Origin of the sequence: Streptomyces sp. TP-A0356, assembly GCF_001417775.1 — a bacterium.
Classification (GTDB): Bacteria; Actinomycetota; Actinomycetes; order Streptomycetales; family Streptomycetaceae; genus Streptomyces.
Window position 1 is genome coordinate 141,278 of the sequence record NZ_BBZJ01000020.1, and the last position, 14,365, is coordinate 155,642.

Genomic DNA, 14,365 nt, shown 5'->3' on the forward strand with positions numbered 1-14,365 from the left:
GATCGAAAGGACGACATGGCAAACGACATCGGGGACGGCGACAGCGCGGCACGGCCGCCGCTCGTCCTCGTTCACGGCAACCCGGAGAACGCCGCGGTGTGGGGGCCGGTACTCAAGGTGCTGGACCGTGACGATGTGTTCACACTGTCCCCGCCGGGGTTCGGGATGCCCCTGCCCAGTGGCTTCGAGGCCACCGTGGCCGGCTATCGCGAATGGCTGGTGTCACGGTTGGAGGCGTTCGGACGCCCAGTGGACCTCGTGGGACATGACTGGGGCGGCGCGCACGTGGTGCAGGTGGCCATGCACCGTCCCGACCTGATCCGCAGCTGGGTCTCGGACACGATGCAGCTGTTCGCCCCGGACTACGTCTGGCACCCGTTGGCGCAGGTGTGGCAGCAGGAGGGGGCCGGTGAAACCTCGGTGGCGGAGCTCTTCGGCGGCACCTTCGAACAGAGGATGGCCGTCGTGAAAGGCATGGGCATCAGCGGACCCGTCGCCGAGCGCCTCGCCGCCGGCTTTGACGAAGAGCTCGGCCGGGCTGTGCTGTCCCTGCTGCGCTCGGCCGCCCAACCGGTGATGGCCGAGGTCGGAAGAGGTCTCGCGCGGGCCCGTCAGCGGCCTGGGCTTGCCCTGGTCCCTACTGCCGACCCCAACGGGACACTGGCCATGCATCAGTGGTCGGCGCAACGGGCCGGCGCGGACATCGCCCTCCTCGAGGGGGTGGTGCACTGGTGGCCGGAGACGGATCCGCGCCCCGCGGTCGAGGCGATGACACGGTTCTGGGCCGGTCTGCCTCACCACGGCTGATCTTGGTCACGCCACTGCCCAGAAAAGCAGAAAACCCCAGGTGAACTGGGGTCTCAGCTGGTGCTGGTGTCCGAGGGGGGACTTGAACCCCCACGCCCGATAAAGGGCACTAGCACCTCAAGCTAGCGCGTCTGCCATTCCGCCACCCGGACCAGGTGTCTGCCGTGCGGGGCTCCCCCCGCGGCGACGGACGAAACATTACCAGGCTTTCGGGGGCGTTCGATCACACCCCGTTCCGGCGTGAACGGTGTGTGACGGGCCGGGAGCTGCCTTGGGGTGCGCCGGGGGTCGGAGAGAGGATGAGGGGAACCACCAGCAGTGACAGCGGGAGGAAGCAGCGTGATCGAGACGGGCACGGCCGATGACGTCACCGGCGAGGACGAGGTCGTGGACCTCTGTCGCGAGCTGATCCAGATCGACACCAGCAACTACGGCGACCACTCCGGGCCCGGGGAGCGCAGGGCCGCCGAGTACGTCGCCGAGAAGCTGGCCGAGGTGGGGCTCGAACCGCAGATCTTCGAGTCGCACAAGGGGCGTGCCTCCACGGTGGCCCGCATCGAGGGCGAGGACCCCTCGCGGCCCGCGCTGCTGATCCACGGGCACACCGACGTCGTACCGGCCAACGCGGACGACTGGACGCACCACCCGTTCTCCGGCGAGGTCGCCGACGGATGCGTGTGGGGGCGTGGCGCGGTCGACATGAAGGACATGGACGCCATGACGCTGGCCGTCGTGCGTGACCGGCTGCGCAGCGGGCGCAGGCCGCCGCGCGACATCGTCCTCGCCTTCCTCGCCGACGAGGAGGCCGGCGGGACGTACGGCGCCCGGTACCTCGTGGACAACCACCCGGGCCTCTTCGAGGGCGTCACCGAGGCGATCAGCGAGGTGGGCGGGTTCTCGTTCACGGTGAACGAGCAGCGGCGGCTCTATCTGATCCAGACGGCCGAGAAGGGCATGCACTGGATGAAGCTGACCGTGGCCGGCACGGCGGGGCACGGTTCGATGATCCACCGGGACAACGCGATCACCGAGCTGTCCGAGGCCGTCGCGCGGCTCGGGCGGCACAGGTTCCCGGTGCGGGTCACCAAGACCACGCGGGCCTTCCTCGACGAACTCGGGGACGCGCTCGGCGCCGAGCTGGACCCGGAGGACATGGAGGCGACCCTGGCCAAGCTCGGGGGGATCGCCAAGCTCATCGGCGCGACCCTGAGCAACACGGCCAACCCCACGCAGCTGAACGCCGGTTACAAGGTGAACGTCATTCCCTCGGAGGCCACCGCGCACGTCGACGGGCGTTTCCTGCCCGGCTTCGAGGAGGAGTTCCTCGCCGACCTCGACCGGATCCTCGGGCCCCATGTGCGGCGTGAGGACGTGCACGCCGACAAGGCCGTCGAGACGACCTTCGACGGGGCGCTCGTGGAGGCGATGCAGTCCGCGCTGCAGGCCGAGGACCCGGCCGCGAAGGCGATCCCGTACATGCTCTCCGGCGGGACGGACGCCAAGTCCTTCGACGACCTGGGCATCCGGGGCTTCGGCTTCGCGCCGCTGAAGCTGCCGCCGGAGCTGGACTTCGCGGGCATGTTCCACGGCGTCGACGAGCGGGTGCCGGTGGACGGGCTCAAGTTCGGCGTACGCGTCCTCGACCGGTTCATCGACGCGTCCTGAGTGCCGTGACGCGTCCTGAGTGCCATGACGCGTCCCTCGTGCCTGCGACGCGTCCTGAGTGTCGGCCGACGGTCCCCAACTACCGTCGGTCCGTCCTGATTTGGGTGCTGAAACGACACTCCACTAATCGTCAGCACGTACGGGGGCCGATCAGGACGAGTGAATGCGACCATAAGCTCGTAGCTCCATTACTCCCTCCTCGTTACACGTGGTGCGGTCCGAGGCTTGGATCGCTTTGCCAACAAGGAGGAATAATGATCAAGAAGGTCGTCGCTGCTGCGGCTGCCACCGGTGGTCTGGTTCTGGCCGGCGCGGGTCTGGCCGTGGCCGACTCCGGTGCCCAGGGTGCCGCCGTGCACTCCCCGGGCATTGTCTCCGGCAATGTCATCCAGGCTCCGGTGCACGTGCCGGTGAACGTCTGCGGCAACACGATCTCGGTGATCGGGCTGCTGAACCCCGCCTTCGGCAACACCTGCATCAACAAGTGATGTTGTGCCTCACCCCGTGAGGGGCCTCACCCCACGAGGGTCTGAGTCCGTCGGCCCCGGAGTGCGTGCCATGTGCTCCGGGGCCGATCGGTTCCTCTCCGCGTCCGCGCCCCGAGCGCGCGGACGCGTTCCAGAAGGTCCACGACAAGGTCGAAGGCAGGAATCAGCAATGCGACAGGTCACCCGCAAGGGCCTGATGACCGTGGCGGCCGCGACCGGCGTCCTCGCCGTCACCGGCGGCTACGCGCACGCCGACTCGGGTGCGCACGGATCGGCCGCCGGCTCGCCCGGCGTGCTGTCGGGCAACACGCTGCAGGTGCCCGTGCACGCCCCGGTGAACGTCTGCGGCAACACCGTGAACGTAATCGGGCTGCTCAACCCGGCAGCGGGCAACACATGCGCCAACACGGGCGGTAGCCACGCCGGGGGTGGAGGCGGCGGCTCCCACGCGAGCGGACACACCAGTGGCTCGCACGGTGTCGGCTCCGGCAACACCGTGCAGGTGCCGGTGGACGTGCCGGTCAACGTCTGCGGCAACTCCGTCAACGTAATCGGCCTCGGCAACGCGGCCGCCGGCAACGACTGTGCCAACGCCCCCGGCGGCGGCCACTCGACGACCCCGCCCGGCGGCGGCCACGGCACGCCCCCGCCCGGCGGCGGCCACGGCACGCCCCCTCCGGGCGGCGGTCATGGGACGCCCCCCGGCGGTGGCCATAGCACCCCCCCGGGTGGCGGCCATGGCACGCCTCCCGGCACGCCCCACCAGCCGGGACATCCCGCTCACCCGGGGCACCCCGGCACTCCGCGGCAGCCGGGCGGCGGTGGCACCACCAACCACGCCGGTCACTTGGGTGCGCAGTCCGTCACCCAGCGTGTGGGCGCCGCGCAGCTCGCCCACACCGGGAGCGAGCTGCCGCTCGGTGTGCTGATGCCGGTCGGCGCGGGCGCACTGCTCGGCGGAGCGCTCCTCTACCGGAGGGCGCGCGCGGGCGCGTAACCGCTTCGGACCATCGTGTGAGCGCGCTCCAGGCCGTTGTCACACGGAGCGTGACGCCCGCACAACGGGTCGGGCCCCGCACCGGCGGGGCCCGACCCGATTCCGTCATCCGCGCTCACCAGGTGGCGCGCACCTGGCGAATGATCCGCCGGCGCAACCGCACCCTGCGGCTGCCGTCGCGCAGCAGACTCAGGCGGTCCAACTCCCAGTGTCCGTACTCGGCATGGTCCGTCAGCAGACGTGTGGCGTCCTTGCGGGAGACCCCGCGAGGCACGTACACGTCGACAAATTCGTATTCCGGCATCGCATCTATTGTGCGGGCTGGGGCCCGGTACGGATAGCGTCTGCACTATGTCTGATGCTGCGCAGCCCACCGCTGCCGAGGTACGCGCCGCCGCCGAGGCGGTCAAGACCGCACTCGACCGCCACCTGGCCGCGGTCGAGCGCAGGACGGGTGAGGACGACCCGGCCGTCTACGAGGCGTTCAACGAGCTGGCCGCCGCGGCCGAGGAGTACGACGAGCTGCTCTACGACCGCTACGACGAGGTCACACCCTTCGAGATCCCCGGTGCGGAGGAGGCGCTGCCGCCGTACACGGGCCCCGAGGAACCGAACGCGCTGAGCGTGCTGATCCGCCGGGACTACGCGGTGGTGGAGCCGCAGCGGCTGCTGGCGCAGGCGCAGCGCGTGGAGGCCGCGGACGAGGAGGCCGTCCTGGAGTCGTCGGCCGGTACGGTCCACGGCGCGCTCGGTGTCCTCTTCGGAGAGTTCGAACCGGACGAGATCGCCTCCCGGCACAAGGAGTTCGGCCTGGAGGAGGGTGACTCCACGCTATGGGTGACGGCCACGGACGAACCGGCGGAGCCGGGCGAATGGCTGGAGGCTCCGTTCGAACAGGTGGATCCGCAGCGCGTCGTCTGCCGCTTCGACGTCAGCGCGGTCTTCGACGACCAGTCGGACGAAGACCTGGAGGAGGACCTCGGGCCCGATCCGGAGCTGGACGAGGACGAGGACCTGGAGCCACTGGACGCGGACCGCTAGGGCCCTTCTGAAGCCTGGGAGATCCGTCTAGAGCCGGAAGGTCCTGGTACCTCTGCTACGAGGACCTTCCGGCGCCTTGCGATCGCACGCACCAGACGCCGCGAGCTGATCGGACACCCATTCTGTTCGGAGCCCTCAGCCGGTGGGCGGGACCTGGGTTCCCAGGAGCAGCGGCAGGCGGGTCGTCCGCGGCTTGGGCGGGACCTCGGCCACCGCGCGCGGCAGTGCCTGCTCCACCCCGTGCACGACGGACAGATGGCGGACCGCCCGGCCGAAGGCCGTGTACACCCAGGGCCGGGAGAGGGCCGGTGCGGCGTCCCCGGGCAGCACCACGACCACCGCGGGCCACCGCTGACCCACCGCCTGGTGCGCGGTCAGCGCCCAGCCGTGCCGCACGGACTGCTCCACCCGCTCCTTCGGTACGACGACGGGGGCGCCCGCACACTCCAGGTGCAGCCCCTCGGCGTCCGCCGTCACGACGCGGCCCGGCAGCGTACGGCCGGGGGCGGGGGAGTAGGCGATCCGGTCGCCGGGATCGAATCCCCCGAAGCGGCCGGGGCCGGGGTTCAGCCGCTCCTTGAGCGCCGCGTTCAGCGCGCGGGTGCCCGCCGCGCCGCCATGGCCCGGCGTGATCACCTGGGTCTGCTGCGCGGCGATGCCGATCGCGCGCGGCACGGAGTCCGCGACCAGCTGCACGGTCCGGTGCACCGCCTCCCCGGCGTCCCGCACCGGCACGATCACCACCTCCTTGCCCGGCGTCTCGACCTGCGGAAGCTCACCGATGCCGATCGCGGAGACCAGCTCGCCGATCGGACCGGGGTCGGGCGTCCGTGACGCGATCTGCGGACAGGCACGGGCGGCGAGCAGATCGGCGAACACCCGCCCGGGACCGGCCGACCACAGGACCCCCGGGTCGCCGCTCAGCACCAGGCGGGCGCCGTCGGGCAGTGCCTCGACGAGCAGCGCCGCCGTCTCGACATCCAGCTGGGGCGCGTCCAGCACGATGAGCAGATCGAGATCCAGCGCACCCTCCGCGTCCCGGCCGGGCCCCTCGGCGCCGGACAGCAGGCCCGGCACCGTCGCGAGCGCCGGATGTGACCGCTCCGCGGGGGGCTGCGGCAGACCGCACCGGGCGAGCAGCGCGGCGAACTCGTCGCGCCCGGCCGGGCCGTGCGTGGCGGCCCAGGCACGCAGTCCGAGCCCGCGCGCCGCGGACAGCAGCGCGGCCGGCTCGGCATGCGATGCCTCCCCGCCGGTGTGGAGCACCAGGCCGTGGCCCGCGACCGCGCGGATCAGCTCCGCGGCGGAGCCGCCCGCCGAACCGGCCGCGCGCTCCCAGTCCTCGGCCGGACCGTCCTCCTTCGGCAGGGAGTTGATCAGCCGGGCCAGTCCGTCGGCGAGGCTCTCCTCCGCCAGTGCGTACCGCTCCAGGCCGATCAGGACGCGGACCGGGCGCTCCTCGTCCCCGGCCTCGTCCTCGCCGCCGTGGTCACCCGGTGCCGTCGGCTCCAGGGCGTCCTGGAAGACGAGGGCCTCGCCCTCCGCGATCGTGCTCTGCACGGCCGCACCGGGGTCCGGCACGGAGCGCTGCGCGAGCGCGGCCTCCAGAGCGGGGACCTCCAGCGCGGTGTGCCCGGCCAGGGCCGCCTGCTCCAGCAGCCAGACCGTCACCGCACGGGCCCGTCGCTCGTCGTCCGGGCGGCACTCCGCGCCGAGCAGCGCGCGAGCGAAGCCATCGGCCTGCTCGGGCCGCACCCCGACGATCCGCAGCAACTGCCAGGGGTCCGCGCGCAGCCGCGCGTCGGCACCCTCGCCGAGTGCCGTGGTGACCTGGGGTGCGAGGCCGTCGGGCGCGCCGCCCTCGGCCAGGACGGCCCGCACGGCCGCGACGGCCTCCGCGGCGGGGGCCGTCGCGGCCGCCGGAGGTGCCGGGGGCAGTGGACGCCGCACGGGCTCGGGGGTGGGCCGGCGCGGCGCGGGCGCCGGCTCGCTGAAGGCGCTCGACACCGGCTTCTCACCGCTCTCCACGGCCCGCACGGCCGCGAGCAGGTCGGCAGCCTTCCCGCTGAGCTTCCCGCCGGCCTCGATCGGCCCCTGCTTCTCGGCCTTCCGCCGCTCGATCCGCTCCCGCTCGATCTGCTGAGCGGCCAGCTCCGCCTCGGCCTCGGACCTCTGGGCCGGGGTGCCCTCGCCCTCTCCAGTTCCGTCCTCGGGGTCCGGCGCTGCGGAGGTGTCGTCGAGCGCGGTGCCGTCGGCCGGTGTCCCCTCGGGCTCCCCGGTCCCGGGTGTCTCGTCCCCCGAACCCTCGACGGACGCCGCGCCCGGCTCCCCGGCGGCTCCGCCACCGTCCCCGGCCCGACCAGCGTCCGGGGTCCCGGCCGCGTCCCTGCGGGTCCCGGACTCGTCGGCCGGTTCGCCCGGCCGGGATGCCGTCTCCGTGGTCTCCGGGTCCGTGGTCACAGCGTGCTCCAGTGGTGATCGGGATAGCGGTGCACCGGGGCGGACACATCGTCCAGCGCCCGACAGATCTCGTCAGGAAGACTAAGCGCCTCCACTGACAATGCCGCCGTGAGCTGTGATGCGTTGCGCGCACCGACGATCGGCGCCACCACGCCAGGGCGGTCGCGGACCCAGGCCAGCGCCACCTGCAGCGGTGTCGTGGCGAGCCCGTCGGCGGCCGTCTGCACCGCGTCGACGATGCTGCTCGCCGCGTCGTCGAGGTAGGGAGCGACGAACGGGGCCATGTGCTCCGACGCCCCGCGCGAGTCGGCCGGCGTGGCGTTGCGGTACTTGCCCGTCAGCACGCCCCGGCCCAGGGGCGAGGACGGCAGCAGCCCCACCCCCAGGTCCAGCGCCGCCGGCAGCACCTCGCGCTCCACGCCGCGCTGCAGCAGTGAGTACTCCATCTGCGTACTGGCGATGCGGGTGCGTACGCCCGGTGCCGCGAGCTGCCACGTCGCCGCCTTCGCGAGCTGCCAGCCGCAGAAGTTGGACACGCCCGCGTACCGCGCCCGGCCGCTGCTGACCGCCAGGTCGAGCGCCTGCAGGGTCTCCTCCAGCGGGGTGTCGGGGTCGAAGGCGTGAACGTGCCACAGGTCGACGTGGTCCGTGCCGAGGCGGGCGAGCGAGGCGTCCAGCGCGGCCAGCAGATGGCCGCGCGAACCGTCGAAGCGGCGGTCGGGGTCGGGCACGCTTCCCGCCTTGGTCGAGATCACCAGGTCACGGCGCGGCACCAGCCCGTCCATGAGCCGCCCGAGCAGGTATTCGGCCTCCCCGTCCCCGTACACATCCGCCGAGTCGACGAGGGTGCCGCCCGCCTCCCAGAACACCTTCAACTGGTCCGCGGCGTCGTGCTCGTCCGTGTCGCGTCCCCACGTCAGCGTGCCGAGTCCGATCCGGGACACACGAAGGCCGGTACGGCCGAGATGCCTCTGCTCCATGGACGCCGAGATTACGGCCTGAACTTGCCTCGTGGGGGGCCTGTGGACAACCGATTTCCCCACCCCGCACGTGAGTTCCCGCCGCGGGCCCGGGCGGCGCGGTGCCGGACCCCGGCGTCGGCCGGGCGCCCCTCTCCTCGGCACACCCGTGCCGCCCCGGCGGCCCCCTGCCCGCGGCCACGCCCGTCGGCTAGTGTCTCCCCCCACAAGGGACGTTACTGATCGGTAAGGGGAATCGGCCATGCAGCTCGGGATCAACCTCGGCTACTGGGGCGCCGGAATGGACGCGGACAACCTCGCCGTGGCCCAGGAGGCCGACCGGCTCGGGTACGCGGTGTGCTGGGCCGCCGAGGCCTACGGCTCCGACGCGGCCACCGTGCTCACCTGGGTCGCCGCCCAGACCGAACGCATCGACGTCGGCTCCGCCATCTTCCAGATCCCGGCCCGTCAGCCCGCGATGACCGCGATGACCGCCGCCACCCTCGACTCGCTCTCCGGCGGCCGCTTCCGCCTCGGCCTCGGCGTCTCGGGTCCGCAGGTCTCCGAGGGCTGGTACGGGGTCAAGTTCGACAAGCCGCTGGCCCGCACCCGGGAGTACGTGGAGATCGTACGCAAGGCGATGACGCGCGAGCGGCTGTCCTACGAGGGCGAGCACTGGACCCTCCCGCTGCCCGACGGGCCCGGCAAGCCGATCAAGCTGACCGTGCACCCCCAGCGCGAGCACATCCCGCTCTACATCGCCGCGATCGGCCCGAAGAACCTGGAGCAGACGGGCGAGATCGCCGACGGGGCGCTGCTCATCTTCCCCTCGGCCGACCACCTCGAAGAGACCGCGATCAGGCATCTGCGCGCCGGACGCGAGAAGGCCGGCAAGACCCTCGACGGCTTCGACGTCTGCCCCACCCTCCCGCTCGCCCTCGGCGACGACAAGGACGTGACCGCGCTCGCCGACACCTTCCGCCCCTACACCGCCCTGTACGTGGGCGGCATGGGCAGCCGCAGGCAGAACTTCTACAACCAGCTCGCCCAGCGCATGGGGTACGAGGAGGCGGCCGCCGACATCCAGGACAGGTACCTGTCCGGGGACAAGCAGGGCGCCGCGGCCGCGGTCCCGCACGAGCTGATCGACCGGACGACCCTGCTGGGCTCCGTGGACCGCATCGCCGACCGGATGAAGGCCTACGCGGCGGCGGGCGTCACCACGCTCACGCTGGCGCCCGCGGGCTTCACGCTGGAAGAGCGGATCGCCGCGCTCCGGGCCGGATCCGACGCCCTGGAGCGGGCCGGGCTCGCGTAACACGAGCCCAGGTTCCCCGCGGCCGTGGTGGGGGCTCGGGGGTCTTCCCCGCCACGGCCGTCACGGGGAACAACGCGCCGGGCGCCGCGCGGTTACGCCCCCTCGCAAGCCCGGTGGTCCTCCGTTCGGCGCAGCCGTCCCTCGCAGCTGTTGCAGCACCTCCGTGACCGCATTTGACTCGTCCTTTGCGGGATCCCGCAGAGAGGTGGGCGCGATGCTTTCGGCCAGGAGTCTGTTCCAGGAGATCCTCGACAACGACGAGGCCTTCCGCCTGTTCTGCTCGATCGCGGCCGGCGGGGAGGCGCAGGGCGGCTGGGAGAACGGTCGGATCGCCGCGCTCGTGCCGGCGAGCGAACGCGAGCTCGCTCCCAAGATCAGCCGCCACGGAGCGGACGAGGACAAGCACGGACGGATCTTCAACGCCCTGCTGAAGAAGCGCGGCCTCGAACCCGTCGCGGTCCCTCCCGAGACCGACTACACGATGCTTCTGGAGCGGCGGGGCATCGGTCTCGCGCACGAGAAGCTCAAGGCCGACCGGCCGCTCACGGTGCGGGACGTCATCACGTATCTGGCGCACAGCCGGGTCACCGAACAGCGCGCCTGCGAACAGATGCTGATGCTCCGGAAGTACTTCGCCGACCACCCGGACGTCGGCAGGGCCGTCCTCGTGATCTCCCGCGACGAGGACAACCACCTCGCCTACACCCACGAGGAACTGCTGCGCTTCGCGGCCGCGGGTCAGGCCCGGTTCATCCATACGACGCTGCGCGAGTGCGCGCTGGCCGAGATCCGCATCCACCGGGACGTCAGCCTCGCGGTCATGGCCCGTATGGCGCGCATCCTCGGCTGGTCGGCAGCCAGGTCGGCGCTGCTCGCAGCCGGCATCCACGCCATGTACGCCTACGAGCGGCTGGTGGGCTGGCGGCGGATGGTGACCCTGGAGATGCCGCGGCGGCGCAACGCCCTCGGCGGGCCCGCCACCCCCGCGCCCGAGGTCGCCTGAACCGCCCCACGCGCGCGTGCGGGCGGCGGAGGCGAACCACGCCTACGTCCAGCCGCGCCGCTTGAACAGCCGGTACAGCAGGACCTCCAGTCCCGCCATCGCCAGGATCACGACCGGGTACGACCACATCCAGTGCAGCTCCGGCATGTGGTCGAAGTTCATGCCGTAGATCCCGGCGATCATCGTGGGGATCGCGGCCATCGCCGCCCACGCCGAGATCTTCCGCATGTCGTCGTTCTGCTGGACGCTCATCTGTGCCAGATGCGCCGAGAGGATGTCGGAGACCAGCCGGTCCAGGCTCTCCACGGACTCGTTCACGCGGGTCAGATGGTCGTGGACGTCACGGAAGAAGGGGCGCGACTTCTCCTGCACGAACGGCACGGGCGTGCCCAGCGTCCCCTGCCCCGCCAGCCTGGCCAGCGGCGGCGCCAGCGGGACCGTCGCCCGCCGGAACTCCAGGATCTGCCGCTTGAACGTGTAGATCCGCGACGCCGTGTTCCGCGAGCCGCCACCGGAGGGCGAGAAGACCTCCGCCTCCAGCTCCTCCAGGTCGGTCCCCAGCTCGGTCGCCACGTCCAGGTACTGGTCGACGATGGAGTCCGCGATCGAGTACAGCACCCCCGTCGGCCCGTGCCGCAGCATCTCCGGCTGCTCCTCCAGGTGACGGCGTACGGACCCGAGCGGCATGTCCTCGCCGTGGCGCACGGTGACAACGAAGGAGTCGCCGAGGAAGAGCATCAGCTCGCCGGCGGAGACGGTGTCGCTGTGCGGTTCGTACGACACCGGCTTGAGCACCATGAACAGCGAGTCGTCGTACACCTCCAGCTTGGGCCGCTGATGTGCCTTCAGCGCGTCCTCCACCGCCAGCGGATGGAGCCCGAACTCCTCGGTGACCAGATCGAACTCCTTCTCCGTCGGCTCGTACAGGCCGATCCACAAGAAGGAGTCCGAGGAGGCACGCGCCTCGGCCAGGGCGTCGGAGAGATCCTCCGGGCCCTCGGTCCGCCGTCCGTCGCGGTAGATGGCACAGTCGATGATCACGGTGCGTATTCTCCTGTCAGCCGTCCGGCCACCTGCCGGTTGATCTTCGCCGGTCCCGCACGCCCGGCGGGAGCCACTCGCCCCGCCCCGGTCGCCGGGTGTCCCTTCAGGGGTCCTTGCACTATGAGCGCCCGATGAGGTCGCCTGGTCCGGTGCCGTGCATCGCAAGGCGCCGACGAGCCCTTGCAGCGGAGCTACCAGGGCTTTTCGGCAACGCGGCGAGGTGCGGTGCCGGACCACGCGACCCGGGCGGGCACAGTGCAAGGACCCCTTAGGCTGGGCGTCATGCCCACGTTGATCCTCGTCCGGCACGGACGCTCCACCGCCAACACCGCGGGACTCCTCGCCGGCTGGACGCCCGGCGTCGCCCTCGACGAACGGGGCGCCGCGCAGGCGGCGGCGCTGCCCGCGAGGCTCGCCGAGCTGCCGATCGCCGAGGTCGTCACCAGCCCCCTGCAGCGCTGCCTGGAGACCGTCCAGCCGCTGCTCGACGCCCGCGGACTGCGCGCGCACAGCGACGAACGGATCGGCGAGTGCCACTACGGCGACTGGTCCGGCCGCAAGCTCGCCGAGCTGAAGGACGAGCCGTTGATGGAGGTCGTCCAGGCGCATCCGTCGGCGGCCGCGTTCCCCGGCGGCGAGTCCATGCGGTCCATGTACAGCCGGGCCGCGGAGGCGGTACGCGAGTGGAACGCGCGCGTGGAGCGCGACCACGGCCCCGACGCCGTGTACCTCATGTGCTCGCACGGCGACATCATCAAGTCTCTTGTCGCGGACGCGCTCGGACTGCATCTCGACCTCTTCCAGCGGATCTCCGTGGAACCGTGTTCCATCACCGCGATCCGTTACACCCGGCTGCGGCCATTTCTCGTTCGTCTCGGCGACACCGGCGATTTCTCCTCGCTCGTGCCGCGTGCGGAACCCTCCGGTTCGGACGCCACGGTCGGGGGCGGTGCGGGCGCACCGTGATCGTCGGCCGCAGTAGGGTGAAGCGATCGAACGAGCGCAGTAGTTGTCAGCAACCGAAGCGGACCGGCGCGGACGGCCGGTCCCGATCCCGATCCAATGGAGACAGGACGTGTCCCGTCAGGTGTTCCTCTACGACCCCCCGGACCGTTTCGTGGCCGGTACGGTCGGGCTGCCCGGGCGCCGTACCTTCTTCCTGCAGGCCTCGGCCGGACCCCGGGTGACCAGCGTGGCGCTGGAGAAGACCCAGGTCGCGGCGCTCGCCGAGCGCATGGACGAGCTTCTCGACGAGGTGGTGCGCCGCAGTGGCGGCAGCGCCGCCGTTCCCGCCGTGGCCCCCACCGAGATCGCCGACACGGCTCCACTGGAAACCCCGATCGAGGAGGAGTTCCGCGTCGGCACCATGGCCCTGGCCTGGGACGGCGAGGAGCAGCGCATGATCGTCGAGGCCCAGGCCCTCGTCGAACTGGACGCCGATTCCGAGGAGGATCTCGCCGAGGCCGAGGAGCGGCTGCTGCAGGACGAGGAGAACGGTCCGCCGATGCTCCGGGTCCGGCTCACCGGCGCGCAGGCGCGGGCCTTCGCCAAGCGCGCCCTCGACGTCGTCAACGCGGGGCGGCCCCCCTGCCCGCTGTGCAGCCTCCCGCTCGACCCGGAAGGACACGTATGTCCGCGCCAGAACGGATACCGCCGCGGAGCGTGACCACGGCCGAACTGCTCGCCGAGGGCGAGCTGACCGTGCGCGGGCGCATCCGCGACGCCTCCAACGCGGCGCTGTACTGCACGGTGCGATACGACGGGCGGGAAGCCGCCTGCATCTACAAGCCGATCGCCGGTGAACGGCCCCTGTGGGACTTCCCCGACGGGACGCTCGCCCAGCGCGAGGTCGCCGCCTACGAGGTGTCCGAGGCGACCGGCTGGGGCCTGGTGCCGCCCACCGTGCTGCGCGACGGCCCGTACGGCCAGGGCATGTGCCAGCTGTGGATCCAGGAGCAGCCGGACGGTGAACTGCTCGCCCTCGTGGACGGTGAGGAACCGGAGGACGGCTGGAAGGCCATCGGCTTCGCCGACATCGGTGGCGGCAGGACCGCCCTGCTCGTGCACGCCGACGACGAGCGGCTGCGGCGGATGGCCGTCCTGGACGCGGTCATCAACAACGCCGACCGCAAGGGCGGCCATCTGCTGCCCACCGACGAGGGGCGCCTGTACGGCATCGACCACGGCGTCACCTTCAACACCGAGAACAAGCTGCGCACGCTGCTGTGGGGGTGGGCCGGGGAGCCCCTGACGGGGGAGGCGGTCGAGGTGCTCAAGGGCCTGCGGGAGGCCCTGAGGAAGGGCGGGGCTCTGGCCGAGCGGCTGGCCGGCCTGCTCACCCCCGTCGAGGTCGACGCCACCCGCAAGCGGATCGGCGCGCTCCTTGAGTCGGGCAGGCACCCGGAACCGAGCGGGGAGTGGCCGGCGATTCCGTGGCCCCCCGTGTGACCGGTGCCTGTTCATGTGTGCGGCCGGTGGTCTGCCCACCGGTCGCCACTGCACACCGGAGGCCATCGCGCAAGAGTGCCTTCTTCGTCATCCGGCCCGGTCCGGTTCGAAGACGGAACTTGCGGCCGGTTAGGC

The 14,365-nt window shown here is 71.8% G+C and carries 14 protein-coding genes and 1 tRNA gene; 10 read left to right on the forward strand and 5 right to left on the reverse strand.

Going from position 1 to position 14,365, the window contains the following annotated elements:
- Positions 1-15 precede the first annotated feature (15 nt).
- Positions 16-807, forward strand: a complete 792-nt coding sequence (locus ASC56_RS19230) for an alpha/beta fold hydrolase (RefSeq protein WP_055492700.1) — start codon at positions 16-18, stop codon at positions 805-807.
- Positions 808-871: 64 nt separating this feature from the next.
- Here the strand turns inward: ASC56_RS19230 and ASC56_RS19235 are convergent.
- Positions 872-959 (reverse strand) — tRNA-Leu (locus ASC56_RS19235).
- Between the two features lie 187 nt (positions 960-1,146).
- On the opposite strand from ASC56_RS19235, the gene ASC56_RS19240 reads away from it, so the two are divergent.
- The 3 genes from ASC56_RS19240 to ASC56_RS19250 all read left to right on the forward strand — a co-directional run bounded on the left by ASC56_RS19240 (position 1,147) and on the right by ASC56_RS19250 (position 3,957).
- Positions 1,147-2,472: a M20/M25/M40 family metallo-hydrolase gene (locus tag ASC56_RS19240; protein WP_055492701.1), complete on the forward strand. Its 1,326-nt coding sequence runs from the start codon at positions 1,147-1,149 to the stop codon at positions 2,470-2,472.
- A gap of 254 nt (positions 2,473-2,726) precedes the next feature.
- Positions 2,727-2,960 (forward strand): chaplin ChpH, encoded by a 234-nt coding sequence (gene chpH / locus ASC56_RS19245; protein WP_055492702.1) that lies wholly within the window; start codon positions 2,727-2,729, stop codon positions 2,958-2,960.
- Positions 2,961-3,129: 169 nt separating this feature from the next.
- Entirely contained in the window at positions 3,130-3,957 is an 828-nt protein-coding gene (locus tag ASC56_RS19250) for a chaplin (RefSeq protein ID WP_055492703.1), read from the forward strand.
- 115 nt (positions 3,958-4,072) lie between these two features.
- Here the strand turns inward: ASC56_RS19250 and ASC56_RS19255 are convergent, their stop codons facing one another.
- Positions 4,073-4,261, reverse strand: a complete 189-nt coding sequence (locus ASC56_RS19255) for a DUF5703 family protein (RefSeq protein WP_005485166.1) — start codon at positions 4,259-4,261, stop codon at positions 4,073-4,075.
- 47 nt (positions 4,262-4,308) lie between these two features.
- On the opposite strand from ASC56_RS19255, the gene ASC56_RS19260 reads away from it, so the two are divergent.
- Positions 4,309-4,998, forward strand: coding sequence for a hypothetical protein (locus ASC56_RS19260; protein ID WP_055492704.1), 690 nt, complete (start codon positions 4,309-4,311; stop codon positions 4,996-4,998).
- A 135-nt stretch (positions 4,999-5,133) separates the two neighbouring features.
- Here the strand turns inward: ASC56_RS19260 and ASC56_RS19265 are convergent, their stop codons facing one another.
- Both ASC56_RS19265 and ASC56_RS19270 read right to left on the reverse strand, forming a co-directional pair.
- Positions 5,134-7,458: a helix-hairpin-helix domain-containing protein gene (locus ASC56_RS19265; RefSeq protein ID WP_055492705.1), complete on the reverse strand. Its 2,325-nt coding sequence runs from the start codon at positions 7,456-7,458 to the stop codon at positions 5,134-5,136.
- A complete protein-coding gene (locus ASC56_RS19270) occupies positions 7,455-8,438 on the reverse strand; it encodes an aldo/keto reductase (protein WP_055492706.1) in 984 nt (327 codons plus the stop codon). Before ASC56_RS19270 ends, ASC56_RS19265 begins: the two co-directional genes overlap by 4 nt.
- A 241-nt stretch (positions 8,439-8,679) precedes the next feature.
- Here ASC56_RS19270 and ASC56_RS19275 point away from each other — a divergent pair, with 241 nt between their 5' ends.
- Both ASC56_RS19275 and ASC56_RS19280 read left to right on the forward strand, forming a co-directional pair.
- Positions 8,680-9,735 carry an LLM class F420-dependent oxidoreductase gene (locus ASC56_RS19275; protein WP_055492707.1) on the forward strand — a complete coding sequence of 352 codons (1,056 nt, stop codon included), beginning with the start codon at positions 8,680-8,682 and terminating at the stop codon, positions 9,733-9,735.
- Between the two features lie 214 nt (positions 9,736-9,949).
- The gene (locus tag ASC56_RS19280; RefSeq protein ID WP_055492708.1) at positions 9,950-10,738 is read left to right on the forward strand and encodes a hypothetical protein; all 789 of its coding nucleotides are present in this window, start codon (positions 9,950-9,952) and stop codon (positions 10,736-10,738) included.
- Between the two features lie 42 nt (positions 10,739-10,780).
- On the opposite strand, the gene corA is transcribed toward ASC56_RS19280, so the two are convergent.
- Positions 10,781-11,779 carry a magnesium/cobalt transporter CorA gene (corA, locus tag ASC56_RS19285; protein ID WP_055492709.1) on the reverse strand — a complete coding sequence of 333 codons (999 nt, stop codon included), beginning with the start codon at positions 11,777-11,779 and terminating at the stop codon, positions 10,781-10,783.
- Positions 11,780-12,064: 285 nt separating this feature from the next.
- On the opposite strand from corA, the gene ASC56_RS19290 reads away from it, so the two are divergent.
- From ASC56_RS19290 to ASC56_RS19300, 3 genes are all read left to right on the forward strand, one after another.
- The gene (locus ASC56_RS19290; RefSeq protein ID WP_055492710.1) at positions 12,065-12,748 is read left to right on the forward strand and encodes a histidine phosphatase family protein; all 684 of its coding nucleotides are present in this window, start codon (positions 12,065-12,067) and stop codon (positions 12,746-12,748) included.
- 109 nt (positions 12,749-12,857) lie between these two features.
- On the forward strand, positions 12,858-13,448 hold the full coding sequence (locus ASC56_RS19295) for a DUF3090 domain-containing protein (RefSeq protein ID WP_055492711.1): 591 nt from the start codon (positions 12,858-12,860) through the stop codon (positions 13,446-13,448).
- Positions 13,412-14,230 (forward strand): SCO1664 family protein, encoded by an 819-nt coding sequence (locus ASC56_RS19300; protein ID WP_079102603.1) that lies wholly within the window; start codon positions 13,412-13,414, stop codon positions 14,228-14,230. The genes ASC56_RS19295 and ASC56_RS19300 overlap by 37 nt, the downstream gene beginning before the upstream one ends.
- Positions 14,231-14,365: the final 135 nt, after the last annotated feature.

Excerpts from the sequence above, each read along its gene's own strand:
- ASC56_RS19230 (WP_055492700.1), top strand. The coding sequence starts at position 16 with ATGGCAAACGACATCGGGGACGGCGACAGCGCGGCACGGCCGCCGCTC.
- chpH (WP_055492702.1), top strand. The coding sequence starts at position 2,727 with ATGATCAAGAAGGTCGTCGCTGCTGCGGCTGCCACCGGTGGTCTGGTT.
- ASC56_RS19250 (WP_055492703.1), top strand. The coding sequence starts at position 3,130 with ATGCGACAGGTCACCCGCAAGGGCCTGATGACCGTGGCGGCCGCGACC.
- ASC56_RS19255 (WP_005485166.1), bottom strand. The coding sequence starts at position 4,261 with ATGCCGGAATACGAATTTGTCGACGTGTACGTGCCTCGCGGGGTCTCC.
- ASC56_RS19260 (WP_055492704.1), top strand. The coding sequence starts at position 4,309 with ATGTCTGATGCTGCGCAGCCCACCGCTGCCGAGGTACGCGCCGCCGCC.
- ASC56_RS19270 (WP_055492706.1), bottom strand. The coding sequence starts at position 8,438 with ATGGAGCAGAGGCATCTCGGCCGTACCGGCCTTCGTGTGTCCCGGATC.
- ASC56_RS19275 (WP_055492707.1), top strand. The coding sequence starts at position 8,680 with ATGCAGCTCGGGATCAACCTCGGCTACTGGGGCGCCGGAATGGACGCG.
- ASC56_RS19280 (WP_055492708.1), top strand. The coding sequence starts at position 9,950 with ATGCTTTCGGCCAGGAGTCTGTTCCAGGAGATCCTCGACAACGACGAG.
- ASC56_RS19290 (WP_055492710.1), top strand. The coding sequence starts at position 12,065 with ATGCCCACGTTGATCCTCGTCCGGCACGGACGCTCCACCGCCAACACC.
- ASC56_RS19300 (WP_079102603.1), top strand. The coding sequence starts at position 13,412 with ATGTCCGCGCCAGAACGGATACCGCCGCGGAGCGTGACCACGGCCGAA.